We start from the raw sequence: 25585 nt of genomic DNA on the forward strand, positions 1-25585 counted from the left end.
AAAGAGGCGAGTGAGGAGGTTGTGATGTCAGTAGAAAATCATTTTCAGTTTGTGAAAAGCGCCGCCTTTGACGAGGTGATGTTGCTGGAAGCGTCAATGAATGACTTTTCCTACGGAACCCACGCCCATGAAGAGTTTTCGTTTGGTGTCACCTTGTCCGGGCGACAAGATTTTTATGCCTTGGGTGAACACCATAAGAGCTATTCTGGCAATGTGATTGTGTTCAACCCAGAGGATGCTCACGACGGTCATCCTGGTACGGACGATACGCTTCATTATAAAATGTTGTATGTCCATCCAGATCAATTAAACCCTATGCTTGAGAGTGCTGGCGTTCGCTGTGCTCAAGATTTTCGTATAGAACACACAGTACAAAACGATCTAGTGCTCCAAGGACATATCTTGCGATTGGCCAACTTGGTCGAGAACAAGGCGTCATCCGCTTTGGAGTACTCGTCAACTTTGTTTGAATTTGCTGAATATTTAGCCCACCAAAAAGGCATTCAGATTGAGCCTAAACGACGTATAAAAGACCCTGTGTTTGAGCGAGTCAGAGACTATTTGCATGCCCATGTCAGTGAAGAGGTTTCTCTCGACGCGCTAAGCCAAGTGGCGCACATGTCTAAGTATCATTTGTTGCGTTGTTTTCGTGATTATTTTGGCATGACACCACATCAATATTGGCAAAACTATCGTATCAACCGCGCCAAAGAGGCTCTTTCAATGGGCATGTCATTGACGGATGTCGCGCTGACCTTTGGCTTCACAGATGTAAGCTACTTTAATCGACGCTTTAAACCCATGTTTGGTGTCACTCCCCATCAATTTAGGCGCACCTTGTTACGAACCTAGCGACCTTTCGCACTCACTGATTCATCTGTTTTTCATCTTTATCAAATCATCTTTTGAGGTTTTTCTATGCTTGAAATAATCATCTACGCCTTTGGCGTTATGTACAGCCCAGGCCCTGCCAATACTCTTGCGCTTTTGGCGGGCGTCAATGGACAAGGCTGGCGAGCATTTGGTTACTGTGCTGGTGTTGGTCTGGCGATGTTGATTCTGTTTCTTCTGCTTGGCTATCTTGGTGGTGAAATCATTCCAGAAGGTTATCAGTCGATTATTGCGACCTTGGGTGGGCTGTATATTGCTTATCTGGGGGTGAAAATCATGCAAGCCAGTTTTCATCCGACAACCACCGAGTCGGAAGCGTCCGTGATTGGCTTTAAAACTGGCCTGATTTTACAGCTTTGCAACCCAAAAGCCTTGGTGGCGATCGTACCCATTGTGACAGTACAGTATCCGCGATATGAGATTACAGGAATGGAGATTGCGGTCTGGTCTTTGATTCTTTCAGCCATGGCCTTTGGTGCACCAGGTGTGTATCTGTTGGCGGGATCTCGACTACAACACGTCGCGATGAATCCTAAGGTGATGGCGTGGGTGAATCGTATGATGTCAGTGTTGCTTTTCTACGTTGCGTATCGGTTTGTATTTGCTTAATGGCAGCAAGCATCATCGCCAATGCTGTCACAGTATTGGCCGCTGACTTTTCCTTTTATCTTCACTTTCTCTCTAGTCTTTTCTGACGTCGATTACGTTTCACTTAACCCCCTTATTTCTATCCGATCTGGGCCTCAGTATGAAGGTTCTAGTGGTTTTTATGAGCATAAATGAATGTTTGTGTTACATGGAAAGCCCCTTTTAATCCGTTCTTTTCCCTCAGTTTTTATGTTGTGGCGAAGATAAGGTTACTAATAGACAGATTATTGAAAGGGAGTTTGAGATGCCAATAGATATTGAAAAACTATTAACCGAGTGGTCGCCAGTAAGTTCGCGCAATATGTATCTGAACATGGTCGCGGATTCGTTAGCTAAGGCATCACAAAATGCTACCCATGTACAGCAGCAGATACAAACCATAACGGTCACCAATACGGCGTTAGGTTCAGGGCTGATTTATGCCATTGCCGCTCAAGGCTCAAAGGAATAACCGCTAAGGTAACGGACAGCATTTTATTAAGGTTAATGAGCCTGCTTGTTCACACAAAGCGTGGCTCAAGTATGCCTATACGTATGATCATTATTGCTGCAAATGATGACATAAAGTGTAAGGCATTGACTGACTCATGATGATGGATACTGAGACATTAGGTTAGGTATCAAACGTCATATTGAGAGGAGCTAATAGTCTATTAGCTTGTAGCAATACCATTTTAATCAACTGAAAAGGAGTAACACCATGCCAGTAAATGAACAAGTCACAGATTCAGTCACACAGGTCAACACCAAAGTAGTCGGCGAAACACCGGCCATGGCGATGGGCAACCTACTGATGTCTACCAGTCAGGCGTTGAGTAATGCGGCACACAATGCCACTGCGGCTCAGCAACAAGCACAAATCACTATGCAAGCGGCTACGGTTCAAGGGGTTAATTCTCTGATGGCGATTGGCTCTGCGGTGATTGGTCGTGGTGCTGAGGGAATCATTGAGAAAGGCTAAACCGCCCTGAGAGTTCAACAAGATTAGAAAGAGTAAAGGAGTTAAACCATGCCAGTAAATGAGCAAATAACCGACTCGGTCACTCAGGTGAATACCAGTGTAGTGGGTGAAACGCCAGCCATGGCAATGGGGAATTTGTTGTTGTCTACCAGCCAAGCTTTGGGTACAGCAGCTCACAATGCAACATCGGCTCAACAACAAGCCCAGATCACCATGCAAGCTGCCACAGTCCAAGGGGTCAATTCGCTTACAGCAATTGGCTCAGCGGTATTAGGGCGAGGGGCGGAAGGTATCATTGAAAAAGGCTAGTAACGAGTAATCTTAATTCAAAATAAGGAATGTAATCATGCCAGTAAATGAACAAGTTACCGACTCTGTCACGCAGGTCAACACCAAAGTCATAGGGGAAACACCAGCCATGGCGATGGGCAATATGTTGATGTCAACCAGCCAAGCGTTAGGTACAGCGGCGCACAATGGTACTGGTGCACAGCAGCAGGCGCAAATCACCATGCAAGCGGCCACAGTACAAGGAGTGAATTCCTTGATGTCGATTGGTAGTTCCGTCATTGGACGTAGTGCAGAAAGCATTATCGAACCAGGTTAAAGGGAAAATCGAATAGAGAGTGAAGGCGTCTTCACTCATATTTGAAAATGAAGCCAAGTGAAACAAAAGGAAGAAGATTATGCCAGTAAATGAACAAATCACTGACTCAGTGACGCAGGTGAATACCAAAGTCGTTGGCGAAACGCCAGCCATGGCGATGGGGAACATGTTGCTGTCAACCAGCCAAGCGTTAGGTACGGCAGCTCATAATGGCACCAGTGCGCAGCAACAGGCGCAAATCACCATGCAAGCGGCCACAGTACAAGGTGTGAACTCCTTGATGTCGATTGGTAGTTCCGTCATTGGACGTAGTGCGGAAAGCATTATTGAACCGGATGATGCTCCTGAAGCATAGGCCTCATAAGAGTCATCGATATAACGTCATTAGGCAACACCCTGACCAGTTACTGACTGGACAGGGCGTTATTTAATAAAGGAGAAGAAGATGAAAAATGTAAACATGCCTCCAGATCCGGATACCTCGGCTTTCCATGCGGCGACTCAATCGGTGGCTCAATCCACCGCGATGGCCTTAGTCGATGCAACGGATAACCTACGTAACTTGAATACATTAAGTACAACGGCCATCGGCACCGCATTAAGCCAGCTACTGGAAACGGGCGACAGCAAATACCTTGATGTTATAGAGCAGGCTCAAAAAATCGTTGTGAATGGCACGGAAAATTTTGGGGCTGTGGGGGAAAAAGTGGCCACTGTGTTGTATGAAAGTTCCCCATAACGCGCCCTTATATCGCTAAGTTGACGTGATATTAGCCGCAATGACCTTTATGTAACTCGATCAAACCATGGCTTAAATGACTAAGGAGTGAAGATGGAATCGCAGGATATACGTTATGAAAATGAGTTTGAGCAAGAAGTTCCTGCTAAAGCTGTTCAGGAGTTCAATACATTACAAACCTTTTCAGTTCAACCAACTGGCCTACTGGAAACCACGTTAACGGACACATTGGGGTTATCAATGCACAATGCCGTGACCAACCAGCAGCAATCACAGATGACCACAGCAGCATCGATTACCAATGCCTGTGCCCGTTTATTAAAGACCCAATCAGTGGTTGCCAAGCCAAAGGCAGCAGAGAAAGCGCCCGCAGCTGAAAATAACACCAAACAGGCAAGTCATGAGGCGCGGGCGAGTATTCCCCCTGAGGAGCCTAAACCGAAGAAAAAGGCCCTGAACGTAAAAGGGTTTCTAAAAGGCAAGAAAGGAGAGAAAGATGATCAAGCCGAGCCTAATGAGGTTTGATCTGGATGCCCAGCTTGAACAAATTGACACCTTTACTCAGCAACAACATTTAGAAGTGAAAAACCTGATATCCAGCACACAGGAGAAACTGTCTAAGGCTGAGTCAGAGAGTGCGGTGAATAAGGTGGAGCAAGAAGTCAGTCAAATACTCAGTGCCATCGAATCCACGTTAGATGAAGAAATGGCAAACATTAATCAGCAGTTACAAACCATGCTGCCAGTAGAGAAAAAATAGAGGTTATTATGGCTAAGAAAGTGAATGAACAAATTACCGACTCGCTAACACAAACCAATACCCAAGTTTTAGCGTCAACGCCCGCCAGCGCCATGGGCAACCTATACACAGCAATGGGGCAAGCCATGTCAAACATGAGCAGCAACGCCGCCAGTGCTCAGCAACAAGCATCGATCGGTATGCAAGCCGCTACCGTACAAGGCGTGAATTCCATGACCGCTATTGGTTCTGCCGTGCTGAGCCGTGCTTCTGAAAGTGTTGTTGAAAAAGACGACTGATCAGCATAGGTAACATAAATGATCTGTAGAAAAGCAACGCTCCAAGCCTAACGGTTTGCATATTAGCTTGTAGTGATGCATGACAGAAGCCGAACAGAGGAGGAAGCATGAGCGATGAGAACTCACAAGACTTGCAGCAAGTTAATGAGGTGATTGATCAGCTGACCGAATCTGCGATGTCAGACTCTATGGGGTTACAAATGCAAAATGCCGTTACGATTCAGCAAGGCATGCAAACCATCAGCAACGCAGCGACCTCTACGGCGTGTGCTCTCATTCTCAAAAAAGGCGGCTGATGAGTGATGCCTCATGGCCAATGAAAGCGCCACAGATAAGGCCAAACAATCGGTTGCCCAATCCACTGCCATTGCGGTACAGGATGCGGCGGATAATTTGCGCAATCTCAATACCATCAGTACGACGGCCATTGGTGTGGCTCTGTCAGAACTGTTGGCAACGGGTGATCCGAAATACATTGACGTGATAGAGCAAGCACAAAAGGTCATGTCAAAAGGCACGGAAAATTTCGCAGAGTTGGGAGCAAAAGCGGCGGAAGTGGCAGAGAAATTCAACTAATCCGTGTTTGATATGAAATGCTTAACATTGCCTCCACAAGATACCCCCCTCTTTCATTGACAGGGACAACCGCTACCATTGATTTTTAAGAACGGCCCTGATTCGCTCAATAAACCAAGCTTGAAGGGCAAACAAAACCTTATCTTGAGGCCTTTCATCGCGGCAGATGCCATACGAATGTTAGCACTTGTCTCGGATGCACTGTGTGGCGATTTGTCGATTGAACCGATTCATACTCTTGCTCAAGCACAAGCATTCGTCATGGGGAAAGGTTCGTCTCATCGTGATCGATACGCTGTATTGCATCCTCTATATGGTCTGATTGGTGGCGTCGCGTGGGGAAAGCAAACGGCCAATGTCGCTTTTATCAGCTACTGGATCTTTCCGCCATACCAAGGTCAAGGGTTGGGTAAACAGGCCTTGTCATTACTGCTTAACCACATAACGAAACAAGGGATTCCCGATATCATCGCGGATGTCTATTACGACAACTTAGTGTCTAAAAAATTATTAAAGCACTTTGGTTTTGTTTGGTCAGGCAGACAACTGGATGATCTACCAGGAAAGGCAATTGATCGATATGAATTGAGGTTATGAATTGGATGATTTTTTGAATGAAAGTCCGTCGGGTCGGTTCAAGAACAAAGCGACTGATGCCTTTCAGGATAGGCGTCGCTTCAACAACCACCTTGGCGTATACGATAACAGGACGATTGAATCGCTCAATATTCGCTCTTTACCAGGTTACTTAATTAATTTGAGGATGTCTTTAAATTCAGGTGCGTTACTGTCAGCGACTAATTCATACAAACACATTTCTACACTGCTGGTGGTAGCACCGTTGGCTAGCAGCTTTGAAATGGCCAGTTCTTTATTAAAAAGTGTTCGAGAAGAAACGCAGTCAACCACCACTTCTACCTTGTAACCTAAGTCGAGTAGTTGCATGGCGGTTTGGTAGACACAAATATGTGTTTCAATGCCACAAATAAGCCAAGTCTTTACCGGCGTTTGTTTCACCGCCACGATAAATTCTGCTGACCCTGCACCGCTAAAGGTGTGTTTTTTAATGGGTTCTTGGGATGCCAAGAGATTGGCAATTTGAGCTTGAGTAGAGCCGATTTTATCGGGTGTTTGTTCTAACCACAGAATGGGTAACCTTAACAGCTTAGCACCTTGGATTAATTTGGCCGTTTGATCCATGAGAGCCTTACTGTCGTGGACAATGTCTGCCAGCTTGCCTTGGATATCAATAACGATTAACCCTGTGTTTTGTTTGCTTAGCATCCTCTCTCCTTTTTATTATTCTGCTGACGATTTATCAAGTATGCGATCAGAAGTGCTCAGGTCAATCATTATTTCTTTAAAGCGGGGGAAGAGGGCCTATAAGCTTATGCTGTATTTATTGACTGCAAGCCAAGGTATTCGCAGAAAAAATCAGTCTTATCTCTTTGCTTTTATGCTAGTGCCCCACAAGTCATGTGGGGCATCAAGCAGCATCGCTAATATTTTAAATTTTATTATTTTTTGCGTGGTGTAATGGGCACAGCGAAATTTTGCGGTGCTTTCCATCCACCTGACCAAAGTTTTACTAAGCTTAGTTCTTTCATGAGCATGTAGCCTTCAGGCCCCAATACGTCGCGAATGTTTTGACCGTCTTTTAATTGGTTGGGGGTTGGGTTGCGGGTTTCATAAAACCCTTTTATAGCACTTTCTTGTGAAATGTATGTGACTTTCGGAGTGGTGCCCAGTTTAGTAATGGTGCGATTTTTCCAATTAGCATCTTGTGTGGGGGGATTGGGTTGGCTAGCGCTTAGATAGCACTCCGTCGCGGCGGCACTTAGTGTGGCGGGACCTCGGTAGGCATTGTAGACTTCTAAGGTTTCATAGACGCCGCTTTCTAATGCTTTCGTGCCTTCTAAAAAAACACTAAGAGCGGTCTTTACCGGCTCGAGATTAGCGTATGGCGTGTAGTTTAAGAAGACATCTAATAAATCTAAGTTTTGCCAATTAGGATCAAGACTATCGTTTCCGATTCTGCCGTCGTTCGTTTGGTAGTCATAAGTCACTAAATGATTATCATCTGTTGGCCTATAGCCCACATTGGGAGAGGTATCTTTAGGTTGTCCTTGGTACACCACGCCACCTTGGTTTCGGTTTTGAGTAGGGCCTGCGCTGACTGGTTTACTAAATAGAGTATTTAGGTCTCGTATTATTTTGCTTTCTGCATACTCTGAAGAAGCATGTAAGGGCATGACGGTCCAGCCTTCATCTGAGATTCCACTTCCTATGTCGTTAAAGTAATAATGATGCCTTTCACCTGTTTTTTGGTAGGCACCAGGGTCATAATCTTTCCCAATGATGGCTGGAAGCACGGTAGTGTCTGCAGTTAAGCCACCAAAATGGCTACGGAGTAAAAGCGCTAATATTTCTTTACCGGTAATGATGGCGCTGTGATGGTGTCCACCGGCGGCGCGATCGAGGTGTTTTTGAATTTCCTGGTTGCTATCTATGTCTTCTTTCCACTCTATGTAAGCGTCCAAGATGTCACCAAACCAAATCCACGGAGTGGCTTTGGTGAGCTTATTTAATGGGTCATAGGTGTCTTCCCACACTTGGATAGCAGTACCTTCATCCCTTTTACTGGACCAAGCAACTAAGATGATGACTGGTTTTAAATTTTGCTCTCTATTATTTTCCTCATCGATTGCAAATTTGCCACTGTTTTGCCTTTCTAAACAATTGATGTTTCTTATTGTTTGATAGCAGGGGCCACATCTCATGGCTGAAAAAGCCGCACTCTCTTTTATGTGTTTCTGTTCGTCTGGGCTGTATCCTATTTCTTGCTTTGTTTGTTCGTAAGGGCAATCTTGTGGTTGAGGTTCCCACCATTTATCTTTTGTTGGACTTCCTGGCCCAAACCAGACATAAAATATTATTGGCCTTTTATTTATAATTGCTTGCTCTACTATTGTTTTGAAATTGGCTCCGTCCATTCTCCAATGACGTAAATCTAACGGAGGTACTTTGGGTTCACCTAGGTAACGCTTTTCCTCTTTTAGGGAGGATCGGTTTAAGTGAGGTTTTTGGCTGTTGAGTGGGTCTTCTTGATGTTTTTCTTCGCACATAACTAACACCTTTACATGGTCTGTTTTTGATTGATCCGTATGGCATGGGTATTCAAAACACGATTAATAAAAATCGTTCTTCACCGCCTTTCTTCATCTGGCATAGACGTGATATTTGGCCGCTGCCGGTGAGGCCACTGTCGAGCACATAAGCGCATTCTTTGTGGTTATCCAGTGGTTGGAAGTGTTGGATATCTTGGCTGTTAAATCGTCCCCACAGTCCAATAAATAAAAGGATGTCGTCTTTAGGTAGGGCGTCACGTAAGGCTCTAACACGGTTGGCATCGTCATAGAGTCTGTTCAGTTCTTTTCCAACGGCAAGGTCATCTTGGTGGAGGACATGAAATTCAAACCAATACTGTTTGCTGGCTGTGGCGAGTTTTAAATCCGCTTTTGAGGCGCTTCTTCTTTCACTGTGCTTAACTTGATTGGTTTTGGCATTGTGTTTGTAATATTGGTCGTCTTGTTGATAGGGACAGGCATATTGAATGCCCGTCACATCAAGAATCTGGCTAAGAGGAAGGCTAAATTCGACCGCCATCCAGGAACGACTGAAAGGTTTGCACTGTGGTCGCGCGATGATCTTGTTTGCATGATCGAAGTCATACTGAGCCGCGATTTTAGCGAGCAAGGATTGCTGTATCATGTCGTGTCTCCTGCATGTTTAGGGTGAAAAATTCTGCTTTGATGCGACCATGAACCTGATTGTTAAGGGAAATATTCCTTAATGGCTATTGTTCTGGTCCAGCGAGCGCTAAGTTAGTTTGGGCTGTCCCACTGCTGTGCTGAATGGCTTTTACAAACTGGTTAATGGCATTTTCGGCGTGACTTTTTTCGACGTTTTCCTGATTAATGTAAGGGTCGAGCTCGGTGCGAATGTGGCCACCAGTAAGCGCATCTTTTTCTCTTTGTACCACAATGGCGTGAACGGCTTGGCAGAAGGCAAAGGCATCGGTTTTGCTGTAAATACGGTGTTGTCGTCCTATGTTGCCAGTATCTGGATAACGCGGCGCAGCATAAGACACTAGGTAAGGTTGGGTTCTTGGATCGTTGCCTATCATTTCTTCACATGAAAAAAGAACAAAGTCGGTGGATTTATAGTTGTCCATGATGTTATTACAGATGGGAGCGTTAGCTTGTATTCCTAAGTTGTAGTCGCAGAAGAATACATCGACGCCTTTGATTAGAGAGGCCATCATGGTGTCGAAGGCAGATTGGATCTCTGCGGGTAATTCAGCATCTTCGGGTAGTTTGTTAAACTCTGCAGATTTCACGATGAAGGAACTGCGCCAGCTCGCTAATAGCTCTGTGCCATTCGAATTATCTCGGTTTTTGTAGGCCACTTTGTAGCCGCTGTCGAAGACATCTTCGACATTGGGCTGATCGGAAAGGCAGGCAAATATCCGCCCGTCTGATGCTTCACATAATCGAAAAATGAGTTGGCTCATTGTGTTCTCCTATAGGGTGATAATTCATTGAGACTAGAAGAATAGGCTGTTCTCTATAGAGAGACTCGGTGGAACCTTTTAATCAAACGGTTGGATTAATGGTTTGATGCCAGCATACATGACGGAATATTCGATAAGTCATGAAGGCAAGGGCTGACGAGCGGGGCTGTACGAGCAGGAGAGGCGTTTTTGTCTGTTTGGCCTGAGAGTATTTGGTCGGGTATTTCGTAGTTTGTCATGCGTGTCTTGGCGCTTTCGTCGTCGTCAGTATCATCACCCTTTGTCTCTTCGCTGTCTGAATGCTCGTTGCTTTTATTGTTATCTGTCTGTTCATCTTGCACTGACGTGTGGGTATTGGCTGATTGCTTGGTTTGACTGTTAGCAGTGTGGTGATCTTGTGTTTGGTGGTTGGAAGCGTCCCGGATAAAGGTGTCTTGAGGCAGATCTGGGAGCTGCATGGAAAGGTTGTCCATGAATTGTTGATAAGGGTTGCAGCTAAAGTCGAAATGAACCAAGGGGCTACTCGCGTTAACAACGCACGTTTGCGACGTGAGTGCTTGCTTTTCTGTGGCTTCAGTCGGTGACTTGTCTGATTGCCGCTGTGGTTGTTGTGAGGGTGATTGGGCTTTTGTTACTCGCTTCTTCGTTGATTTTGAGCGCGTGTTGAGGCGAAACCCATAGGTAATGCGGACCACACGACGTTTGGGACGTTTCATTTTCCTCTCCTTGACTGGAGGGAGGCAAGTAACAGTCTACTTGCCTCATTGGCTTAAAGAAGACCTTTGCTCAGAGACTGGATGGCATCATTGACCAGCTTTTGAACTTCGGCTTTGGCCGCAATTTGTTTGGTGAGCATTTCAGCTTCCAGTATGTCTTTTTCTCTGTTCAGTTCCATGTCGAGTTCTTCTTGCGAAATAACCCCTTCTTGTTTGGCTTGTAGTAAGGCACTTAGGGTGTCTTGTTGTTTTGTTAAGCTACTGGTTAAGGCTTCACCAAGAGCATTTTTTAAGGGGGAATCTTCTACTTGGTCTAATGTTTGTTTAACAATTTGGTTAAAAATATGCTTCATTTTCCTGTCTCCTACTCGTGGTTATTGTTTGGCCATTTCCCCTTGAATAAGGGCTTTCATCAGTCGCTGATATTGGTCCATGCGGCGTTTAATAATGAAATCGGATACTGAATTTTGGCGTTTATGGCTAGTCATATCTTGCTGCCAAAAGGCTTTGAGCGTCTTTGTTTGGGCTAGCGTTTCTTCGTTTTTTTCACGCATAGCTTGGCGTCTTTCTAGACTTCGAATGTTGACTTCAATGTTCAAATATTGATCAGAGAACAGTGCGTAAGTCCGGTTGGACTCTGGCTGTGTCTGTAAGGTCAGGTAGAAGCGATCAATGTCTTGGTCGATGCGCTCCATTTGTTCAAGGGTTTTTGCATCATAGGAAGAAACAAGTTGGATAGAGCATCCGCTGAACCAGATAACACTGAGCAGCAGACAAAAGAGAGGAAGTCGCTTTTTCATGTGGATTCCTTGGTTTGATGAATGAGGTTGATAGTGTGGATCAGTTTATGGTGAAAAACTCAGGTTTATCGGTGCAGTTGTTTGCCCGAGTGATGTTGTCCCAAAAAAAGGAGAATATGGGATTTGGACAGCCGATATGGGCGACTTAGAGAAAACATTAAAGATTGTCTTGGATACATTAAAGCCAAAACCACAAAAGCCAAAACTCACGCCAGAACAATTCCAGCAACTGGCTAAAGTAAACATGACGTTACAGCTGGTTTTATTAGGCAAAAAGACCCCTAAAGATTTGCAAGACGACACGAATAAGATGTTAGAAAAATTGGCGAAAACCTTCATTGATGATGCCATAAAAAAAGCTAATGAGAAGGGGGGATAGTAGGGGGCGTAGAATTGGTCTGACGACGCAGACTGTCTATGAGTTTATCGAGCAACGAAAAGAGAACCTCGATGCTGTAGCCTGCTAAGAAAGCCAAAGCCATGGGAGAAAGTGCCATTTCTCCCATTTCGGGTTTAAGAAACCAGCCTGTAATCATGCCCGCAAGACAGCCTAGGGTTAAACGTAAGCGATAGCCGATTTCCCGGCTGGCGGTATAAGTCAGACTTCTTACTTGCTGTAAAAGGGTGCGTAAGACAAAGATTAAAGCGCCTAATAATCCGTAGATTAAGGGCAGTAAATAGCTTTGCAACATTTGTATAAAAGATTGGGCAGCAATCAGATTAGCTGAGAACTCAATGCCGAAATGTTGCTTATCTAGGGGGACGTCAAGTTGAATCGTTTGGCCGAACATCCACAAAAAATTCCATTGTTTTAGTAATTGATAATTCGCTTCAATATCATCAGGAAGCGGGCTTACGATGGGCTGGGGAAAGGGTTTTAAATCTTCAAGCAAGGTATAACCAAAGAGATAAAACATCTGCACCATTAATAAAAAGAGCAATGTGAAGACGGTGTAATAGCGATATAAGGTGATGGTTTTAGACGCTGTTGGTTTGGATTGTTTACCATTTGTGATGATCGGTACCACGGCTTTAATGCTTTCTATCGTGACTGGATAAATTTGACGTGCTAGTCGGTCATAACATTGGATCAAGTATATTTCATCGCCTACGGACCAATTATCGTTTTCTATTTTTGTACTGACCGTGGTAATGCCTTTGGCGATTTCTGGGCTAATGGTTAAATTGCCGTGACGAGCAACATAGTGCAATAAACAACGACTGTCTTCAGCGAGCTTAATCAGTTCTTTTTGGGCGCTGGAAGATGTTTTGCTTGCCTCATCGTTCGTCACTGGCAATGACTCCTTTAGTAACGGTATTCTGAAACAAGGCAACCTTGATAATCAAGCAGCTGACAGCCACCGCCAGAGTTGTTCCAAATGGCTCTAGGACTGTTAAAACTGAATTCGTCTGGTTTTAAGTCGGTTTTATTGGTGTAAACTTTGATCGAGGTGAACGCGTTAAGCTTAGTATGTATGGGAAAGCAGAATTCATTTTGATTTGTGATAGCGTCTAAACGCCACTCATCTAATATGACATCACAATCTGATATATTGCTGATTTCAACGAATTCATCACCTTCGCTACGGTGCTCTTCGCCATCATAATTCATGTGGCTAATGACGACTTTATCATGGGCACTTTTGCCATACGCTAAACAAGAAATGACCTTGTTTTGGTCATCGAGTAAAGAGCCTAAATCCCCTTTATTGTTCCACAGAGGCTGATTGGACTGAAAATTGAAATTACTGTCTCCTGATGTGTCTACTTGCAAGCACGTGTAGGGTGCTAGAATACTGCTTTCTGGAAAGACATATTGTTGTTTGGGAGACCCTGCTTGGATTCGCCAGCCACTAATGTCAATGTGCAGCCCTCCTGAGTTTTGAATCGTAATAAACTCATCTAATTGCGTTGGTATGCCTCTATATTGGATATTTTTAATCGTCACCTGGCTCAGTGCTTGAAGTGTATTTAGGCGTTGCCATAGGTCGTCTGCTTCGGTTTGTCTAATCGGTGGACAAGAGGCAAGAGATTCGAGTGTTTTGGTGATATCGCTTTGCAATTGGTTGGTAAAGTATGACATGTTGGTTTCCTTCTTTGTGGATTGATATGACGGTTGTTTACAGGGATGACGCTCGTTCTTTCAAGCGATCAAACATGACTTTCTGGTTACTGCTGTCTGCAAAAGCCATTTCATTTGAAATATAAATGTTGTTTCGGGTATCTAGAGTGAGTAGCCGTGCTCGTCCAGTGGTGCCCCAAAAGGTATTCATTAATTTGCGGTCTTCTATGGGATAGCTGCTTAAAATTTTTGTGCGGTAATGGATAATTTGGGTGGACGCTGGCTCTATTTCAGCTTGTCTTTGGTACTCCTGCATTTGTAGGCGTAAGTCGACATAATTGTTGTCACTGATGTTGACTCTAACGAGAGCAACTGGACGTAACGAGGCGCTGATACGTCCGTTATTGGTCACCACAACATCAAGGTTGAAATAGCTGTATAGGTGGCTTTGTTCTAGTTGTAGTTTCTGGATTTGAGTCTCAATGCCGCGCATATTGTCTCGTAATTTTTCTAACCTACGATTGTTAGAAACGATCACGTCATAGAGGTCTTCTTTGACATCGGATAATAGAAAAACCAGAGCTGGGGTGTTAATAGTTGGAATTTCTCTGTCTTTAAATTCCATGCTGGTGTAGTTCCGGGTAATGCTTAATACCTGTTGTAAATAGTGTTGAGCTTCATCGTCATCAATGTAGTTTCGAAGTGACCATTCTTTCATTTCCGCGACACGAAATTCCGTTAATAAATTCACCTCATTTTCAGGGTCTAGATATTGGTCGATGGTATGCATGTGCTGCATTAGAAGCGCTTTTGTTTCGGCTATGTTTTTCAGGTCCAGCTTTGCTTTTTCAAAAGCGTTGTGAAGCGTGTTAACGGAGAATGAAGGGTAACGAATCTTATCGCCTCGCTGACCATTGTTGTTATATTCATAGAAACGTTCTTCATCTATATAGGGCGTCAGCAGCTTGAGTTCATCGGTTGCTAATGTGACCTCAAAGTGATTTGAATTCAAACGTTTTATTTCTGCTAGCTCCACACTGAGATCAGATTGTTCGACAAAATAAACTTGCCAGATAGGGATAATGGCGGCTGAGACAACCCCGATTATAAACAGCGAAATCCCACGAATGTGCTTGTGTGATTTTTGTTTTAAAGAGGTTAAGTCCATCATGAATCCCCATCTTGGCTCAGTTTGTTAGGTTGCAATGTTCGTGACTCTGGTTCGCTATTATTCTGCGTTATGCTTTTCATAAGCGGATTGCAGTTTTTCGTCATAATGGTTTTCAGCGTAGCTAGGACCATTGTAGTAACGAGCAAATGTTGACCAATCTAGGTTTTGGATGGCCTCAAGCAAGCGATTGTTAGATTTAATAAAGTGGACGAAGGCGATCAGGTGATGGCGTTCGGCAAAAAACATATCGCTAACAAAGCTTTCGACGTCTTCGTAGCCTGCGGCTTCGTGGTTAAACCCCATAATTTGATAGCGTCCAAAAGACGCCGATTTAAGGGCGGCCGAACGGTCAAGCTCCATGGCTTTTTGCAGGCGTTCATATTCTTTTTCACCGCCAACATACAAAGATCTGTCCCATTTTGGTGACGAAATGTCGGGGTGCGATTCGTCAAAGCGATGATGGCTGTATTTGGAAAATTGATGGGCCTCAAACAGGATGCAAGGCGCATTATTTTTAAAGTAACCACTGCCAGAGGATTCGACTTCTGACACGGCTTTGATGGCAGCAACATCACAGCTCAATAATTCTGCGGCTTGCTCAAAGTCTGCTTCTTTTAGATCCTTATCAGGCACAATTTTGGGTAAAAACATACTGAGTATTGGCTCGGACTCTACTAGTGCTTTTTTCAATGCTTTATGAGTCATGCCATTACAGCTGATTAATGCATCCGGATTTTTAAATCCCAGTAGGTGACGTTGCAGTAAGGTAATAGCTTGGCAGGTTGGTGAGTCTGTTTCATCCTCGCCAATTTCGCCATCTTCTGCGAGGGGCTCGCTAAGTTCAATTTTTTCATAAATAGCATTTAAGGCTTTTTGTACGACGAGTACATCGTCGGTTTGGTTTTCACCACCAATACCGACAGACGATGAAAGAGTGAGTTTTGACATGCTTCTTCTCCATATTTAAAGGTGAGGTGACGCTAAAATAGTAATTAGGTTCGTAGGCGGTTTATTGGGCTGAGCTATGTATTCTTCGGGCAAATGAATGACATTGAATGGACCGAAGCGATAGGAGAAGGCGTTTTGCGCGGTATCAGGTGTTGAAGAGCGCATTCGTAACCACACAGCGCACTTTGAAATTGACCATACAGATTGTCTGTATGGCCTTCTGTCTGTTTAAGAAAGCACCTACCTGCCTCTATAGATAGGTGATCGATACCTCTATGATTACCTCTCAGGTCGTAAATTTGGTGAGGGCTTAGATATGATTATGATTGCATTAATACAGCACGTTTCATGGTGTTTTCAGCGTTATTGGTCACGCAGGAAACTGGCTTCTTTATCTCATGAGTTACGTAAAGACATGGGCATTATGCAAGATGACTTTGAGATGGAAGTGCGCAAAGGCAATTGTGTTCATTTGATCAAAGAGTTATGCCAGTTTGTGGGTTCAAACTCGGCCTTAACTCGTACAAAGCAGTTTGACGGCAAACAACACGACGTTAAGTCGAATTAATCTCAGACTTCCACAATTCCTCTATTGAAAATGTGGTTGAGAATGAATACCATTTGAGATCATGTTTTTACTCACTTGGAGAGTATTGTGGAAGATTCAATTCAGCAGAAAATAGTTGATTTCTTACAAGTCGGTGGTCCCGTTGTTTGGATTTTGATGGCGTTTTCTGTCGTTGCGCTGACGATCGTGTTGCTTAAACTTTGGCAGTTTTCTTCTTTGCGTGCTGAAAGTTTAAAAACAACCAATTTGGCGCTTGCCGAATGGCGTAACAAGAATGTTGAGGGAGCGTTGGAAAAATTGGAGCAAAAGCGTCCAATTGATAGTCTAGTGGCTTATTCAATGGAGGCCTTGGTTAATGGTTCTACGACCGCGGATTTGATTCGCGAGGAAGTGGAGCGCCGCGCCATGAATCTATTGAGTCAATTACGTTCTTTTCTACGACCTTTAGAAATCATCGCGACACTGAGCCCATTGCTGGGTTTGCTTGGTACAGTATTAGGTATGATCACGGCGTTCCAGCAAATGGAAGGGGCTGGCAATCAGGTTGATCCGTCAGTGTTATCTGGCGGCATTTGGCAGGCACTATTAACCACCGCGGTTGGTTTGGCTGTTGCGATTCCTGTCGTGACTTTACACAGTTGGTTGGAGCGAAAAGTAGAGCGTATCGCGCATAATATGAATGATGCGGTGACTCAGGTTTTCACCAGCCCAAAGGCAAAAGAGTTGGTGGAAGAAGCTGAAAAAGAGATCCTTCATGCCGCTTAAGCTGACTCAGCCAAAACGCAAGAATGCCATCAGTTTAACCCCTTTAATTGATGTGGTGTTTATCTTGCTGTTGTTTTTCATGTTGACGTCCAGTTTTGTCCCTTGGCGCATTGTCGACACACCATTGTCTGTGGCGTCCGATACGCCAAAACCTGAGACTGAAAGTGACAACCTGATTTTGACTCTTAAGCTGAACGACAACCAAGTTTGGTTAGCGGATCGATCTATCAGTTTATCCGACCAAACGGCTTTTCAGTCTCTAGTGGAAGAGAATAATGAGGGTGTTTTCATTATTAAGGCGGAAGACGGTGTGACGTTGCAGTCCTTAATGAAGCTGGCTGATCGTCTGAAAGAAAACGGTGCCAATACCGTTTCTATTGCCAATGCTTTTGCTATGCCGGAGAGCTCCTCAGAATGAAAATAGGAGAAAAGTACGCCGCTCGAAATGCCTCCAATGACGATAATATGGTGCCTTTGATCAATGTGGTATTTCTTATGTTGGTCTTCTTTATGGTGGCTGGACAAATTCAAAAAGCCGATCCAATTGCCGTTATTCCGCCAGAATCCATAAATGATAACCGTGCTGAAACGGACCCCAGTGTGGCGATCTTTGTCGGTTTAAATAATGAGCTTTATGTGGAAGATGACGTGTTTCAGATAGCCGATGTGAAAGGCTATCTGGAGCGTGAGTTTGAAAAAACAGAAGATAAAAACGCTTTTTGGGTACAAATTAAAGCCGATGGCAGCATTCCGCTAGAAAAACTGCGACCTGTGTTTGATCAAGTTCGACAAGCCGGATTAACCAAAGTAAGTTTGGCGACTCAGTTAGAGCGAGGCACACCATGATCTCTGCACGTCATTGGTTTGTCGCTGGCGGTTTGGCCATCTCAGTTCATGCTGGGGCGTTTTATTTTGCTTTTTACAGTAATGACTCTGAAGGAAGTCAAACAGCGGGTGTTCAAGGCATAGAGTTTGATCTAGGGATGATGGGCGATTTAGGGGTGGCGGCGCAAACGACTCTTGCTCAAGAAGAGGTTGAGGAAGTTGAAGAACCGATTAAAGAACCTGAAGTTGAACCAGAACCAGAACCAGAACCAGAACCAGAGCCAGAGCCAGAGCCAGAGCCAGAGCCAGAGCCAGAGCCAGAGCCAGAGCCAGAGCCAGAGCCAGAGCCAGAGCCAGAGCCAGAGCCAGAGCCAATCATTGAACCTGAACCAATCGTTGAGCCTGAGCCAATCATTGAACCTGAGCCAATTGTTGAACCAGAACCCGTTGAGATAAAACAAGACTCTCCAATTGAAGTGGAAAAGGTTGAGCCAGAGCCAGAGCCAGAGCCAGAGCCAGAGCCAGAACCTGAGTCAGAACCAAAACCTGAGCCAAAACCAGAGCCAAAACCAGAGCCAAAACCAGAGCCAAAACCAGAGCCAAAACCAGAGCCAAAACCAGAGCCAAAACCAGAGCCAAAACCCGTTCAGAAAGTGGTAAAGGCACCACCTAAAAAAGTAGCTCCTCCTTCTATGGCGAATATGAAGGCGACAACTGGCAGTAGTAACGCTGCGACAACCGGCGGTAATCCAGGTGCAAAAGCGACTTACTTCTCCAAGCTGAAAGCCGTTTTGGCGAAGAATAAACGTTACCCAAGACAATCGCGTCGACGTAACGAAGAAGGGGTGGTGTCTTTGTCTTTTATTGCTTATGCCGATGGTTCTGTGTCAGATGTACAGATTACCAAAAGTTCCGGCTATAAGCGTTTGGATAAAGCCGTGATGAAGATGATTCGCAACGCCACGCCATTGCCCAAATTTCCTAAAGACATGGCTGAAACGGAATTGAAAATTAACATTCCGGTGTCCTTTAAATTGAGTGATTTAAGATAGCTTATAATTGGCTCATCAAATGCCGCGGCGGTAAGAGTCGCGGCATTTTTAATGGCTTAATTTAATGTGACGGTGGATTGGATGATGGTAATAATAACCAGACTTTACCAAAGTGTTTCAGTTGGCCTGCTAGTCGATGAGCTTCTTCTCCGATGCCCTGATACCAGTCGATATGACCTGAGCCTTTAATGGCTCCGCCTTTGTCTTGCGCTAACAGTAAGCGAAATTCGTGACCGATGAGTTCACCTGCTTGATCCAGCTTTGGCACTTGCGCTAATAAGATTGAGCCCAAAGGAATGACGCTAGGATCGACCGCTGCTGAATATAATGGCGTCAGCGGTACGTTGGCTGCACCAACGGGTTTTTCCAGCCCTTCGCTAAAGAACAAATAGCTAGGGTTAGTGGAGAGGATTTCACGCATTCTGTGAGGGTGTTCCTCTAGCCACTGGCGAATGCTTTGTGCCGAAATATCGGCTCGGTCTATTTCCCCTCGTTCGATCAATTCTTTGCCAATGCTGCGATAAGGGTGACCATTCACCCCACCCCAAGATAACAACTTCTGTTCGCCATCCTCGTATTCGATCACCCCTGATCCTTGTACATGCAAAAAGAAGTTGTCGACTAAATCGGCAGTGTAAGCGATTTCTAAATCTTGACCTGCAAGGGCACTTTCAAAGTCAATGTCTTCTCGGGATGGATAACGACCTTCGGCGTTGGTTTGTGTGGGTTTACGGTACAAAGGGTAGCGGTACGCTTCGTCTGGTAAATGACGAACGGGCATCACCGGAACGTAATACCCTGTGATCTGCACATTGCCTCGTTGATCTTGCCCCGCCAGTTGATGAGCAACCAGATGAGGAGTGTATTTAGGGTTGTCTAGCCACAAAGAGATTTCATAAGCCACATGTTTGAGATCTGCCAAATCCACTGCTGTGTTGTCCAGTTGGAACTGTCGTTCTGATAAGCGATTTAAGTAGGTTTGTTGTTGAGTCAGTCCTTCACGAAAACTGTCATCAGGGTAAGGTAAACCAGGTGGCAGACTTTCTTTTAAATACAATTGATCTCGCTTCAATGCTGTGACGTCGCGACCATTATTTTCAAAGTCATTGGAATGATCGATTTCGTTAAAGCTACAAGCGGCAATCAAGGAGAAGCTAGCGAAACAGAAAGGGCGTAAAAGTAGACGAGATCCATGTAAAAAACGCAATATAGGCATAATATTCAACTTATTATTCGATGTTAGATGTAGGTCATTCAAACAATGGCGCGAATGACAGCGACACTTTATCTTGAATTTTTACGCCAATGAAAGCAATGTTTTAGCGTGCTTTTTACACTTAGATGTGTGCCTGCAGCATCAATTGTTCATACGCTTCGCGAAGGCTAATGAAGATTGCTTGATCGCCACCTCGGTCTGGGTGGTATTGTTGCGCGAGCTTACGATATTGTTGCTTAATACGGCCTTTACTTGGATTCTCTTCTGTTAGCTCCAAGGTTTTTAATGCGGAGCGTCGGTCACCAGAGTGGCAAACACCGTTATAAAAGCTGTCGAGCAAGCGGACTACATCCGCTTCGTCGGTTTTTTCGTATTCATTCCAGTCAAGGTAATAGGCCGCAAGCTTGGCATCTGGGCTATTATTAACACTGGTCGTATTGGAAGAAGACAGATGCTTTGCACTTAGCAGGCGAATCTGAGTGGCTTCTATACTTAACATGAGGTTGTCTTCTTGCCAGAGTTGGCTTTGCAACTGGTATAACGCGTTCATGATTAAGAAATGCTGACGAAACAGTTGTAGGTTTGTATCATCGGCTAATTGGCTGAACTCAGGGAACTGCCCCTGCAAAGACTTGAGAATATCAAACTCTTTTAGACCGTGAGGCTGTGCTTTTAGCATGGTAAGAATGGGGGCGATAAGCGGATTGTTCATGATCGTCTCGCGTAGTGCTGGTTACTGACAGTGTATGTGATGCAAGGCGAAAGCGCCAAACGCTTTACGACAGGGTGACGGTTTTCAGATAAAAAGGCAAAAGTATGTTGTGGGTTTTACTGGTTATTTTGGCTTTGGTGTTGATCCTTGGCCCCAACCTTTGGGTTAAGTACACCTTGAAGCGTTATGCGCAAGAACGTGGCGATATCCCGGGGACTGGAGGGGAATTGGCCGAGCATTTGGTGACGCGGTTTGAGTTGCCGCGAGTGGCGGTTGAAACCACACAAGAAGGCCGTGATCATTTTGACTTTAAACAACACGCGGTGCGTCTTAGTCCAAGCGTATTCAATGGACGCTCTTTGACCGCCGTGGCAGTGGCGGCTCATGAGGTAGGCCATGCGATCGCCCATGAGAAGAAACAACCTATATCTCATTTGAGTTCACGTTATTTGCCCTTGGCTCACGGCTTAAACCGCATTGCAGGCGCTCTGTTACTCGGCTGGCCTGTGATTTCCGTCTTGTTGCATTTGCCTTATGCGGTGCCTCTGCATGCGGCTGTGGTGGGCTTATCTGGTTTATTGGCGGTGTTTGTGCACTTGGCCATGTTACCGGAAGAGTGGGACGCCAGTTTCAAGAAAGCCTTACCTATCTTGGCGGAAGGGAATTATGTTCACGCCGAAGACTTACCCAAAATCAAACGCATTCTGACCGCTTGTGCCATGACTTACGTGGCTGCGGCGTTAATGCGCATACTCTTTGTATGGCGTTGGTTTAGACGTTAATGTTTCGTTTACAGCAAAGCAGGCGTAAATCAAATATACGAAATGTGCTAGACAGTTAACTTTGGCACCTATATGTATCACTAATTTGATATTTTTCCCGCCTTGTCACAAAAAACTCATGAATTCATCATCTTTTCGTTTTATGATCAAAAAACTGACTATTTGGTAAGTATTGATTTTTTTAATCTCGATGGAGTACTAACATGACGTTTGACCTATCTAAGAAGGCGGCTTTTTTGGCTTCTTCTTTAGCCTTTGCTTCCTTAGCGCAGGCTTCTACCATTGACTTACGAGTAATGGAAACCACGGATATTCATATGAATTTAGTGGATTACGATTACTATGGGGACAAGCAAAGTGATGCGGTAGGTTTATCCCGTGTGGCCACTCTAATCAAAGCGGCCCGAGCTGAAGTGAGCAACTCTGTGTTGGTCGACAATGGCGATTTGTTGCAAGGCACACCGTTGGGGGATTACGTAGCAAAAGGCCGTGTCTTGCGTTTTGGCGAAACACACCCTGCGTTTAAAGCCATGAACCTATTAGATTACGATGTGGGTAACATAGGTAACCATGAGTTCAATTACGGCTTAGACTTTTTGATGAAAAGCTTGAACGGTGCCAACTTTCCATACATTAGTTCAAACGTATACGTAGATGATGGTGACAATGACGCCAGCAATGATCAACCTTACTTCCAGCCTTATTTGATCAAAGCAAAAACCTTCGTTGATTCGGATGGCAAATCACAAACCGTTAACATTGGCTATATAGGGTTTGTGCCGCCACAGATCATGACTTGGGACAAAGACAATCTGACGAATAAAGTCATCGCCAAAGACATTGTCGAAACGGCGAAAAAATACGTACCAGAAATGAAAGCCAACGGCGCGGATGTCATCATTGCCATTCCACACAGTGGCATGATGAACTCACCTTATATGAAAGGTGAAGAGCATGCTTCTTATCATTTGGCCAAAGTGGATGGTATTGATGCCATTTTATTTGGTCATTCACATCGCGTGTTCCCAGGTGACAAAACCATTGCTCAATTCGACGGCGTCGATAACGAAAAAGGCACAGTTTACGGCAAGCCTGCGACCATGCCAGGGTTTTGGGGATCGCACCTAGGTGTGGTGGATTTAACCTTAGAGCCAGCAGGTGACGGTTGGAAAGTGGCCGATGGTAAAGCTGAAGTACGGGCTATTTCCCGTCGTGACGGTCGTAAGACGATCCCATTGGTGGAGGCCGATGTCGCTATTAACAAGGCAGTAGAAACGGAACATGAAGGCACGCTAGCGTACATGCGTCGTAAAGTGGGTGAGTCCACATCCGATATCAACAGCTTTTTTGCCTTGGTACAGGACGATCCATCGATTCAAATCGTTAACAACGCGCAAGTTTGGTATGTCGAAAACATTGTGCGTGGAACCTCGTATGAAGGTTTGCCTATTTTGTCTGCCGCAGCGCCTTTCAAAGCCGGTGGTCGCGGTGGTCCAGAATATTACACAGACGTACCAAAAGGTGACATTGCGCTGAAAAACGTCAGCGATTTGTACATCTATCCAAACGATTTGAAAGTGGTGAAGTTGACCGGAGCACAGGTGGTGGAATGGCTTGAGCGTGCGGCGGGTCAGTTCAATCAAATTGATGCCAAATCCAAGACAGCGCAAGACTTGGTCAACTCGTCTTTCCCAACTTATAACTTTGATGTCATCGACGGTATTTCATACCGCATTGATGTGACTCAACCTGCTCGTTACGACTCAGAAGGCAAGGTGGCGAATCCAAATTCGCACCGTATCCTAGATGTGACGTTCCAAGGTAAACCAATGGATATGACGGCCGACTTCCTTGTGGCGACGAACAACTACCGTGCTGGCGGTGGTGGTAGTTTCCCTAACTTGTCCGGTGACACCATCGTCATTGATGCACCCGATAAAAACCGAGACGTCGTGGCGAACTACTTGTTGAGTCAGAAAACCATTAATCCAGCGGCGGATGATAATTGGTCTTTCGCAGATTTTGGTAAGGCAAAAGTTCTGTTCACTACGGCTTCTAAAGCCAAAGAAGCTGCGAGTAGTAACATGATTTACCAATCAATGAACAATGATGGTTTTGCGGTTTTCGAACTGAAATAAGTCATTTCATGTTGTTTTAGAGAAAAGCTTAAGTCATAAAAAAAAGCCTAAAGTAATCATTACTTTAGGCTTTTTAATGAACTCTTTTCCGCTCAAATCGGAAGGGGCGATTACCGCTGCTTGGTTTCGTATTCAGGGTGAATCCAAACAGGCGCATCTAGGCTAGGCAGTGGTGCTTTACCAAGGATGATCTCCGCGGCTTTTTCCGCCACCATAATGGTTGGGGCGTTCAAATTACCATTGGTGATGGTGGGGAATATGGACGAATCCACCACGCGTAAACTCTCCACGCCTCGTACGCGACATGCTTCATCCAGCACTGCCATTGGGTCATTGTCGGCGCCCATTTTACAGGTACAGGATGGGTGATAAGCACTCTCGACGTTCTCTTTTACCCACTGATCAATTTCTTCGTCACTTTGCACATCAAGACCTGGCTGAATCTCTTCGCCACGGTAGTCATCCAGTGCAGACTGTTGAAGAATTTCACGACTCAAGCGAATGGTGTCGCGCCAGTCCTGTTTGTCTTGTTCAGTCGAAATGTAGTTGAACAAGATTCGTGGCTTGGCCGTAGGGTCAGCCGATTCAATCCATAACTTACCGCGGCTTTCTGGTTTATTCGGCCCAACGTGAACTTGGTAGCCGTGACCGTCAAAGGCGGTACGACCATCGTAGCGCATTGCGGCAGGCAAGAAGTGGTATTGAATATTCGGCCATTTCAAGCCAGCACGAGAGCGAATAAAGCCACAGGATTCAAAGTGGTTAGAGGCGCCTAAGCCGTCTTTGAACAAAATCCAGCGAGTACCGATGAGGCCTTTGCTGATCAAATCCAGTTTGCCGTTTAGGGTAACGGGTTGATTACAGCGGTATTGGAAGTAGACTTCCAAGTGATCTTGTAAGTTTTCTCCAACGCCAGGTAGTTCTTGAACCACAGGCACACCTGCTTTCTCAAGCACGTCTTTTGGTCCTACACCAGACAATTGCAACAATTGTGGTGAGCCGACTGAACCGGCGGATAGGATGACTTCGTTGTTGGCTTTGACTTGACTCACGGAGCCATTCTTACTGAATTCAATGCCCACAGCGCGCTTGCCTTCAAACACCACCTTATGACTAAGCACACCGGTTTTCAGTGTTAGATTTGGGCGTTTTAGAGCACGACGCAAGTACACATTGGAGGTGGAGGCGCGAACACCATTTTTCACCGTCATGTGCATTGGACCAAAGCCTTCTTGACGATAACCGTTGTAATCGTCGGTTTTGCCATAACCCGCTTCATTGCCAGCTTCAATAAAAGCTTGATAAAGCGGGTTGTAACTCATGTCGTTGCCATTGTTGGTGGCCAATGGACCTTCACTACCGCGGTATAGGTCGGCACCGCCTTTCCATGATTCGGCTTTTTTGAAGTAAGGCAGGCAAGACTGGTAGTTCCAGCCTTTGGCGCCATTTTCTTCCCACTCATCAAAATCACAGGCATGGCCGCGAACGTAGACCATGCCATTGATGGAAGAGGAGCCGCCTAACACTTTTCCGCGCGGGCAGTGCATTTCACGACCGTCTAGGCCAGGCTCTTTTTCCGTATGAAATTGCCAAGCGTACTTTTCTGTGTTCATTGGGTACGACAAAGCGGTCGGCATTTGGATAAAGATGCTTTTATCTGAGCCACCCATTTCCAGCAGCAAGACCTTGTGTTCACCGCTTTCTGTTAAACGGTCTGCCAGTACACAGCCTGCGGAGCCTGCACCGACAATAACGTAATCGTAAGTTTCGTTTGCCATTCTTTCTCTCGCTTACTCA

At 45.1% G+C, this 25585-nt stretch carries 37 protein-coding genes; 22 read left to right on the forward strand and 15 right to left on the reverse strand.

What is annotated here, in order from left to right; genetic code table 11:
* The first annotated feature begins 24 nt into the window (after positions 1 to 24).
* The 14 genes from OA79_RS12835 (at position 25) to OA79_RS12900 (ending at position 6057) form a co-directional block, all read left to right on the forward strand.
* Complete coding sequence (locus tag OA79_RS12835; protein WP_063333635.1) at positions 25 to 852, forward strand: AraC family transcriptional regulator; 828 nt, start codon at positions 25 to 27, stop codon at positions 850 to 852.
* Between the two features lie 66 nt (positions 853 to 918).
* Entirely contained in the window at positions 919 to 1500 is a 582-nt protein-coding gene (locus tag OA79_RS12840) for a LysE family translocator (RefSeq protein WP_063333636.1), read from the forward strand.
* Between the two features lie 283 nt (positions 1501 to 1783).
* Entirely contained in the window at positions 1784 to 1990 is a 207-nt protein-coding gene (locus tag OA79_RS12845; RefSeq protein WP_063333637.1) for a RebB family R body protein, read from the forward strand.
* A gap of 249 nt (positions 1991 to 2239) precedes the next feature.
* A complete protein-coding gene (locus tag OA79_RS12850) occupies positions 2240 to 2500 on the forward strand; it encodes a RebB family R body protein (RefSeq protein ID WP_063333638.1) in 261 nt (86 codons plus the stop codon).
* 48 nt (positions 2501 to 2548) lie between these two features.
* Entirely contained in the window at positions 2549 to 2809 is a 261-nt protein-coding gene (locus OA79_RS12855) for a RebB family R body protein (RefSeq protein WP_063333639.1), read from the forward strand.
* 37 nt (positions 2810 to 2846) lie between these two features.
* Positions 2847 to 3107: a RebB family R body protein gene (locus OA79_RS12860; RefSeq protein WP_063333640.1), complete on the forward strand. Its 261-nt coding sequence runs from the start codon at positions 2847 to 2849 to the stop codon at positions 3105 to 3107.
* Positions 3108 to 3186: 79 nt separating this feature from the next.
* Complete coding sequence (locus OA79_RS12865; protein WP_063333641.1) at positions 3187 to 3462, forward strand: RebB family R body protein; 276 nt, start codon at positions 3187 to 3189, stop codon at positions 3460 to 3462.
* 90 nt (positions 3463 to 3552) lie between these two features.
* Positions 3553 to 3846 carry a RebB family R body protein gene (locus OA79_RS12870; protein ID WP_063333642.1) on the forward strand — a complete coding sequence of 98 codons (294 nt, stop codon included), beginning with the start codon at positions 3553 to 3555 and terminating at the stop codon, positions 3844 to 3846.
* 93 nt (positions 3847 to 3939) lie between these two features.
* The gene (locus OA79_RS12875) at positions 3940 to 4371 is read left to right on the forward strand and encodes a RebB family R body protein (RefSeq protein WP_063333643.1); all 432 of its coding nucleotides are present in this window, start codon (positions 3940 to 3942) and stop codon (positions 4369 to 4371) included.
* A complete protein-coding gene (locus OA79_RS12880) occupies positions 4343 to 4606 on the forward strand; it encodes a hypothetical protein (RefSeq protein WP_156486268.1) in 264 nt (87 codons plus the stop codon). Before OA79_RS12875 ends, OA79_RS12880 begins: the two co-directional genes overlap by 29 nt.
* Positions 4607 to 4614: 8 nt before the next feature.
* A complete protein-coding gene (locus OA79_RS12885) occupies positions 4615 to 4884 on the forward strand; it encodes a RebB family R body protein (protein ID WP_063333645.1) in 270 nt (89 codons plus the stop codon).
* Positions 4885 to 4991: 107 nt separating this feature from the next.
* On the forward strand, positions 4992 to 5180 hold the full coding sequence (locus OA79_RS12890; protein ID WP_063333646.1) for a RebB family R body protein: 189 nt from the start codon (positions 4992 to 4994) through the stop codon (positions 5178 to 5180).
* 13 nt (positions 5181 to 5193) lie between these two features.
* A complete protein-coding gene (locus tag OA79_RS12895) occupies positions 5194 to 5460 on the forward strand; it encodes a hypothetical protein (RefSeq protein WP_063333647.1) in 267 nt (88 codons plus the stop codon).
* A gap of 144 nt (positions 5461 to 5604) precedes the next feature.
* Complete coding sequence (locus OA79_RS12900; RefSeq protein WP_269447847.1) at positions 5605 to 6057, forward strand: GNAT family N-acetyltransferase; 453 nt, start codon at positions 5605 to 5607, stop codon at positions 6055 to 6057.
* Between the two features lie 147 nt (positions 6058 to 6204).
* Here the strand turns inward: OA79_RS12900 and OA79_RS12905 are convergent, their stop codons facing one another.
* From OA79_RS12905 to OA79_RS12935, 7 genes are all read right to left on the reverse strand, one after another.
* On the reverse strand, positions 6205 to 6744 hold the full coding sequence (locus OA79_RS12905) for an isochorismatase family protein (RefSeq protein WP_063333649.1): 540 nt from the start codon (positions 6742 to 6744) through the stop codon (positions 6205 to 6207).
* Between the two features lie 233 nt (positions 6745 to 6977).
* On the reverse strand, positions 6978 to 8585 hold the full coding sequence (locus OA79_RS12910; protein ID WP_063333650.1) for a hypothetical protein: 1608 nt from the start codon (positions 8583 to 8585) through the stop codon (positions 6978 to 6980).
* A gap of 52 nt (positions 8586 to 8637) precedes the next feature.
* A complete protein-coding gene (locus OA79_RS12915) occupies positions 8638 to 9231 on the reverse strand; it encodes a hypothetical protein (RefSeq protein WP_063333651.1) in 594 nt (197 codons plus the stop codon).
* 85 nt (positions 9232 to 9316) lie between these two features.
* Complete coding sequence (locus OA79_RS12920; protein WP_063333652.1) at positions 9317 to 10033, reverse strand: hypothetical protein; 717 nt, start codon at positions 10031 to 10033, stop codon at positions 9317 to 9319.
* 95 nt (positions 10034 to 10128) lie between these two features.
* Positions 10129 to 10749 (reverse strand): hypothetical protein, encoded by a 621-nt coding sequence (locus OA79_RS12925; protein ID WP_063333653.1) that lies wholly within the window; start codon positions 10747 to 10749, stop codon positions 10129 to 10131.
* Positions 10750 to 10802: 53 nt separating this feature from the next.
* The gene (locus OA79_RS12930; protein WP_063333654.1) at positions 10803 to 11102 is read right to left on the reverse strand and encodes a hypothetical protein; all 300 of its coding nucleotides are present in this window, start codon (positions 11100 to 11102) and stop codon (positions 10803 to 10805) included.
* A gap of 21 nt (positions 11103 to 11123) precedes the next feature.
* A complete protein-coding gene (locus OA79_RS12935) occupies positions 11124 to 11549 on the reverse strand; it encodes a hypothetical protein (protein ID WP_063333655.1) in 426 nt (141 codons plus the stop codon).
* A gap of 136 nt (positions 11550 to 11685) precedes the next feature.
* Between OA79_RS12935 and OA79_RS12940 the strand changes: the two genes are divergently transcribed.
* Complete coding sequence (locus OA79_RS12940) at positions 11686 to 11928, forward strand: hypothetical protein (RefSeq protein WP_063333656.1); 243 nt, start codon at positions 11686 to 11688, stop codon at positions 11926 to 11928.
* Here OA79_RS12940 and OA79_RS12945 read toward each other — a convergent pair.
* Genes OA79_RS12945 through OA79_RS18245 form a run of 5 tightly spaced genes read right to left on the reverse strand, consistent with a single transcriptional unit; the run spans position 11909 to position 15895 of the window.
* Complete coding sequence (locus OA79_RS12945) at positions 11909 to 12841, reverse strand: hypothetical protein (RefSeq protein WP_156486270.1); 933 nt, start codon at positions 12839 to 12841, stop codon at positions 11909 to 11911. The two genes, OA79_RS12940 and OA79_RS12945, sit on opposite strands and share 20 nt — an antisense overlap.
* A 14-nt stretch (positions 12842 to 12855) precedes the next feature.
* Positions 12856 to 13632, reverse strand: a complete 777-nt coding sequence (locus OA79_RS12950) for a lamin tail domain-containing protein (RefSeq protein ID WP_063333658.1) — start codon at positions 13630 to 13632, stop codon at positions 12856 to 12858.
* Between the two features lie 37 nt (positions 13633 to 13669).
* Positions 13670 to 14782: a hypothetical protein gene (locus OA79_RS12955; protein ID WP_156486271.1), complete on the reverse strand. Its 1113-nt coding sequence runs from the start codon at positions 14780 to 14782 to the stop codon at positions 13670 to 13672.
* Positions 14783 to 14839: 57 nt separating this feature from the next.
* Positions 14840 to 15730: an N-acetylmuramidase family protein gene (locus OA79_RS12960; protein ID WP_063333660.1), complete on the reverse strand. Its 891-nt coding sequence runs from the start codon at positions 15728 to 15730 to the stop codon at positions 14840 to 14842.
* 15 nt (positions 15731 to 15745) lie between these two features.
* The gene (locus OA79_RS18245; RefSeq protein ID WP_156486272.1) at positions 15746 to 15895 is read right to left on the reverse strand and encodes a hypothetical protein; all 150 of its coding nucleotides are present in this window, start codon (positions 15893 to 15895) and stop codon (positions 15746 to 15748) included.
* 151 nt (positions 15896 to 16046) lie between these two features.
* Here OA79_RS18245 and OA79_RS12965 point away from each other — a divergent pair, with 151 nt between their 5' ends.
* The 5 genes from OA79_RS12965 (at position 16047) to OA79_RS12985 (ending at position 18940) form a co-directional block, all read left to right on the forward strand.
* Entirely contained in the window at positions 16047 to 16298 is a 252-nt protein-coding gene (locus OA79_RS12965; protein WP_063333661.1) for a hypothetical protein, read from the forward strand.
* Positions 16299 to 16385: 87 nt separating this feature from the next.
* Positions 16386 to 17063 carry a MotA/TolQ/ExbB proton channel family protein gene (locus tag OA79_RS12970; protein WP_063333662.1) on the forward strand — a complete coding sequence of 226 codons (678 nt, stop codon included), beginning with the start codon at positions 16386 to 16388 and terminating at the stop codon, positions 17061 to 17063.
* Positions 17053 to 17481 carry an ExbD/TolR family protein gene (locus OA79_RS12975; protein ID WP_063333663.1) on the forward strand — a complete coding sequence of 143 codons (429 nt, stop codon included), beginning with the start codon at positions 17053 to 17055 and terminating at the stop codon, positions 17479 to 17481. Before OA79_RS12970 ends, OA79_RS12975 begins: the two co-directional genes overlap by 11 nt.
* Entirely contained in the window at positions 17478 to 17909 is a 432-nt protein-coding gene (locus OA79_RS12980) for an ExbD/TolR family protein (protein ID WP_063333664.1), read from the forward strand. The genes OA79_RS12975 and OA79_RS12980 overlap by 4 nt, the downstream gene beginning before the upstream one ends.
* Positions 17906 to 18940, forward strand: coding sequence for an energy transducer TonB (locus OA79_RS12985; protein ID WP_063333665.1), 1035 nt, complete (start codon positions 17906 to 17908; stop codon positions 18938 to 18940). The genes OA79_RS12980 and OA79_RS12985 overlap by 4 nt, the downstream gene beginning before the upstream one ends.
* Before the next feature lie 61 nt (positions 18941 to 19001).
* Here the strand turns inward: OA79_RS12985 and mltA are convergent, their stop codons facing one another.
* On the reverse strand, positions 19002 to 20156 hold the full coding sequence (gene mltA / locus OA79_RS12990; RefSeq protein WP_063333666.1) for a murein transglycosylase A: 1155 nt from the start codon (positions 20154 to 20156) through the stop codon (positions 19002 to 19004).
* Between the two features lie 121 nt (positions 20157 to 20277).
* Positions 20278 to 20868, reverse strand: coding sequence for a DNA-J related domain-containing protein (locus OA79_RS12995; RefSeq protein WP_063333667.1), 591 nt, complete (start codon positions 20866 to 20868; stop codon positions 20278 to 20280).
* Between the two features lie 104 nt (positions 20869 to 20972).
* On the opposite strand from OA79_RS12995, the gene OA79_RS13000 reads away from it, so the two are divergent.
* Both OA79_RS13000 and OA79_RS13005 read left to right on the forward strand, forming a co-directional pair.
* Positions 20973 to 21650, forward strand: a complete 678-nt coding sequence (locus OA79_RS13000; protein WP_063333668.1) for a zinc metallopeptidase — start codon at positions 20973 to 20975, stop codon at positions 21648 to 21650.
* Between the two features lie 203 nt (positions 21651 to 21853).
* A complete protein-coding gene (locus tag OA79_RS13005; protein ID WP_063333669.1) occupies positions 21854 to 23788 on the forward strand; it encodes a bifunctional 2',3'-cyclic-nucleotide 2'-phosphodiesterase/3'-nucleotidase in 1935 nt (644 codons plus the stop codon).
* 110 nt (positions 23789 to 23898) lie between these two features.
* On the opposite strand, the gene betA is transcribed toward OA79_RS13005, so the two are convergent.
* Complete coding sequence (gene betA / locus OA79_RS13010) at positions 23899 to 25566, reverse strand: choline dehydrogenase (RefSeq protein ID WP_063333670.1); 1668 nt, start codon at positions 25564 to 25566, stop codon at positions 23899 to 23901.
* Positions 25567 to 25585 lie beyond the last annotated feature (19 nt).

Source organism: Marinomonas sp. TW1, assembly GCF_001625355.1.
Taxonomy (GTDB): Bacteria; Pseudomonadota; Gammaproteobacteria; order Pseudomonadales; family Marinomonadaceae; genus Marinomonas.

Bases quoted from the DNA above. Each gene is read 5' to 3' on its own strand.
- mltA (WP_063333666.1), bottom strand. From the start codon at position 20,156: ATGCCTATATTGCGTTTTTTACATGGATCTCGTCTACTTTTACGCCCT.
- OA79_RS12985 (WP_063333665.1), top strand. From the start codon at position 17,906: ATGATCTCTGCACGTCATTGGTTTGTCGCTGGCGGTTTGGCCATCTCA.
- OA79_RS12885 (WP_063333645.1), top strand. From the start codon at position 4,615: ATGGCTAAGAAAGTGAATGAACAAATTACCGACTCGCTAACACAAACC.
- OA79_RS12840 (WP_063333636.1), top strand. From the start codon at position 919: ATGCTTGAAATAATCATCTACGCCTTTGGCGTTATGTACAGCCCAGGC.
- OA79_RS12955 (WP_156486271.1), bottom strand. From the start codon at position 14,782: ATGATGGACTTAACCTCTTTAAAACAAAAATCACACAAGCACATTCGT.
- OA79_RS12880 (WP_156486268.1), top strand. From the start codon at position 4,343: ATGATCAAGCCGAGCCTAATGAGGTTTGATCTGGATGCCCAGCTTGAA.
- betA (WP_063333670.1), bottom strand. From the start codon at position 25,566: ATGGCAAACGAAACTTACGATTACGTTATTGTCGGTGCAGGCTCCGCA.
- OA79_RS12940 (WP_063333656.1), top strand. From the start codon at position 11,686: ATGGGCGACTTAGAGAAAACATTAAAGATTGTCTTGGATACATTAAAG.
- OA79_RS12980 (WP_063333664.1), top strand. From the start codon at position 17,478: ATGAAAATAGGAGAAAAGTACGCCGCTCGAAATGCCTCCAATGACGAT.
- OA79_RS12965 (WP_063333661.1), top strand. From the start codon at position 16,047: ATGATTATGATTGCATTAATACAGCACGTTTCATGGTGTTTTCAGCGT.
- OA79_RS12915 (WP_063333651.1), bottom strand. From the start codon at position 9,231: ATGATACAGCAATCCTTGCTCGCTAAAATCGCGGCTCAGTATGACTTC.
- OA79_RS12865 (WP_063333641.1), top strand. From the start codon at position 3,187: ATGCCAGTAAATGAACAAATCACTGACTCAGTGACGCAGGTGAATACC.
- OA79_RS12850 (WP_063333638.1), top strand. From the start codon at position 2,240: ATGCCAGTAAATGAACAAGTCACAGATTCAGTCACACAGGTCAACACC.
- OA79_RS12845 (WP_063333637.1), top strand. From the start codon at position 1,784: ATGCCAATAGATATTGAAAAACTATTAACCGAGTGGTCGCCAGTAAGT.
- OA79_RS12975 (WP_063333663.1), top strand. From the start codon at position 17,053: ATGCCGCTTAAGCTGACTCAGCCAAAACGCAAGAATGCCATCAGTTTA.
- OA79_RS12875 (WP_063333643.1), top strand. From the start codon at position 3,940: ATGGAATCGCAGGATATACGTTATGAAAATGAGTTTGAGCAAGAAGTT.
- OA79_RS12925 (WP_063333653.1), bottom strand. From the start codon at position 10,749: ATGAAACGTCCCAAACGTCGTGTGGTCCGCATTACCTATGGGTTTCGC.
- OA79_RS12835 (WP_063333635.1), top strand. From the start codon at position 25: ATGTCAGTAGAAAATCATTTTCAGTTTGTGAAAAGCGCCGCCTTTGAC.
- OA79_RS12950 (WP_063333658.1), bottom strand. From the start codon at position 13,632: ATGTCATACTTTACCAACCAATTGCAAAGCGATATCACCAAAACACTC.
- OA79_RS12910 (WP_063333650.1), bottom strand. From the start codon at position 8,585: ATGTGCGAAGAAAAACATCAAGAAGACCCACTCAACAGCCAAAAACCT.
- OA79_RS12890 (WP_063333646.1), top strand. From the start codon at position 4,992: ATGAGCGATGAGAACTCACAAGACTTGCAGCAAGTTAATGAGGTGATT.
- OA79_RS12960 (WP_063333660.1), bottom strand. From the start codon at position 15,730: ATGTCAAAACTCACTCTTTCATCGTCTGTCGGTATTGGTGGTGAAAAC.
- OA79_RS12935 (WP_063333655.1), bottom strand. From the start codon at position 11,549: ATGAAAAAGCGACTTCCTCTCTTTTGTCTGCTGCTCAGTGTTATCTGG.
- OA79_RS12860 (WP_063333640.1), top strand. From the start codon at position 2,847: ATGCCAGTAAATGAACAAGTTACCGACTCTGTCACGCAGGTCAACACC.
- OA79_RS18245 (WP_156486272.1), bottom strand. From the start codon at position 15,895: ATGCGCTCTTCAACACCTGATACCGCGCAAAACGCCTTCTCCTATCGC.
- OA79_RS13000 (WP_063333668.1), top strand. From the start codon at position 20,973: ATGTTGTGGGTTTTACTGGTTATTTTGGCTTTGGTGTTGATCCTTGGC.
- OA79_RS12855 (WP_063333639.1), top strand. From the start codon at position 2,549: ATGCCAGTAAATGAGCAAATAACCGACTCGGTCACTCAGGTGAATACC.
- OA79_RS12870 (WP_063333642.1), top strand. From the start codon at position 3,553: ATGAAAAATGTAAACATGCCTCCAGATCCGGATACCTCGGCTTTCCAT.
- OA79_RS12905 (WP_063333649.1), bottom strand. From the start codon at position 6,744: ATGCTAAGCAAACAAAACACAGGGTTAATCGTTATTGATATCCAAGGC.
- OA79_RS12930 (WP_063333654.1), bottom strand. From the start codon at position 11,102: ATGAAGCATATTTTTAACCAAATTGTTAAACAAACATTAGACCAAGTA.
- OA79_RS12920 (WP_063333652.1), bottom strand. From the start codon at position 10,033: ATGAGCCAACTCATTTTTCGATTATGTGAAGCATCAGACGGGCGGATA.
- OA79_RS12895 (WP_063333647.1), top strand. From the start codon at position 5,194: ATGGCCAATGAAAGCGCCACAGATAAGGCCAAACAATCGGTTGCCCAA.
- OA79_RS12995 (WP_063333667.1), bottom strand. From the start codon at position 20,868: ATGAACAATCCGCTTATCGCCCCCATTCTTACCATGCTAAAAGCACAG.
- OA79_RS13005 (WP_063333669.1), top strand. From the start codon at position 21,854: ATGACGTTTGACCTATCTAAGAAGGCGGCTTTTTTGGCTTCTTCTTTA.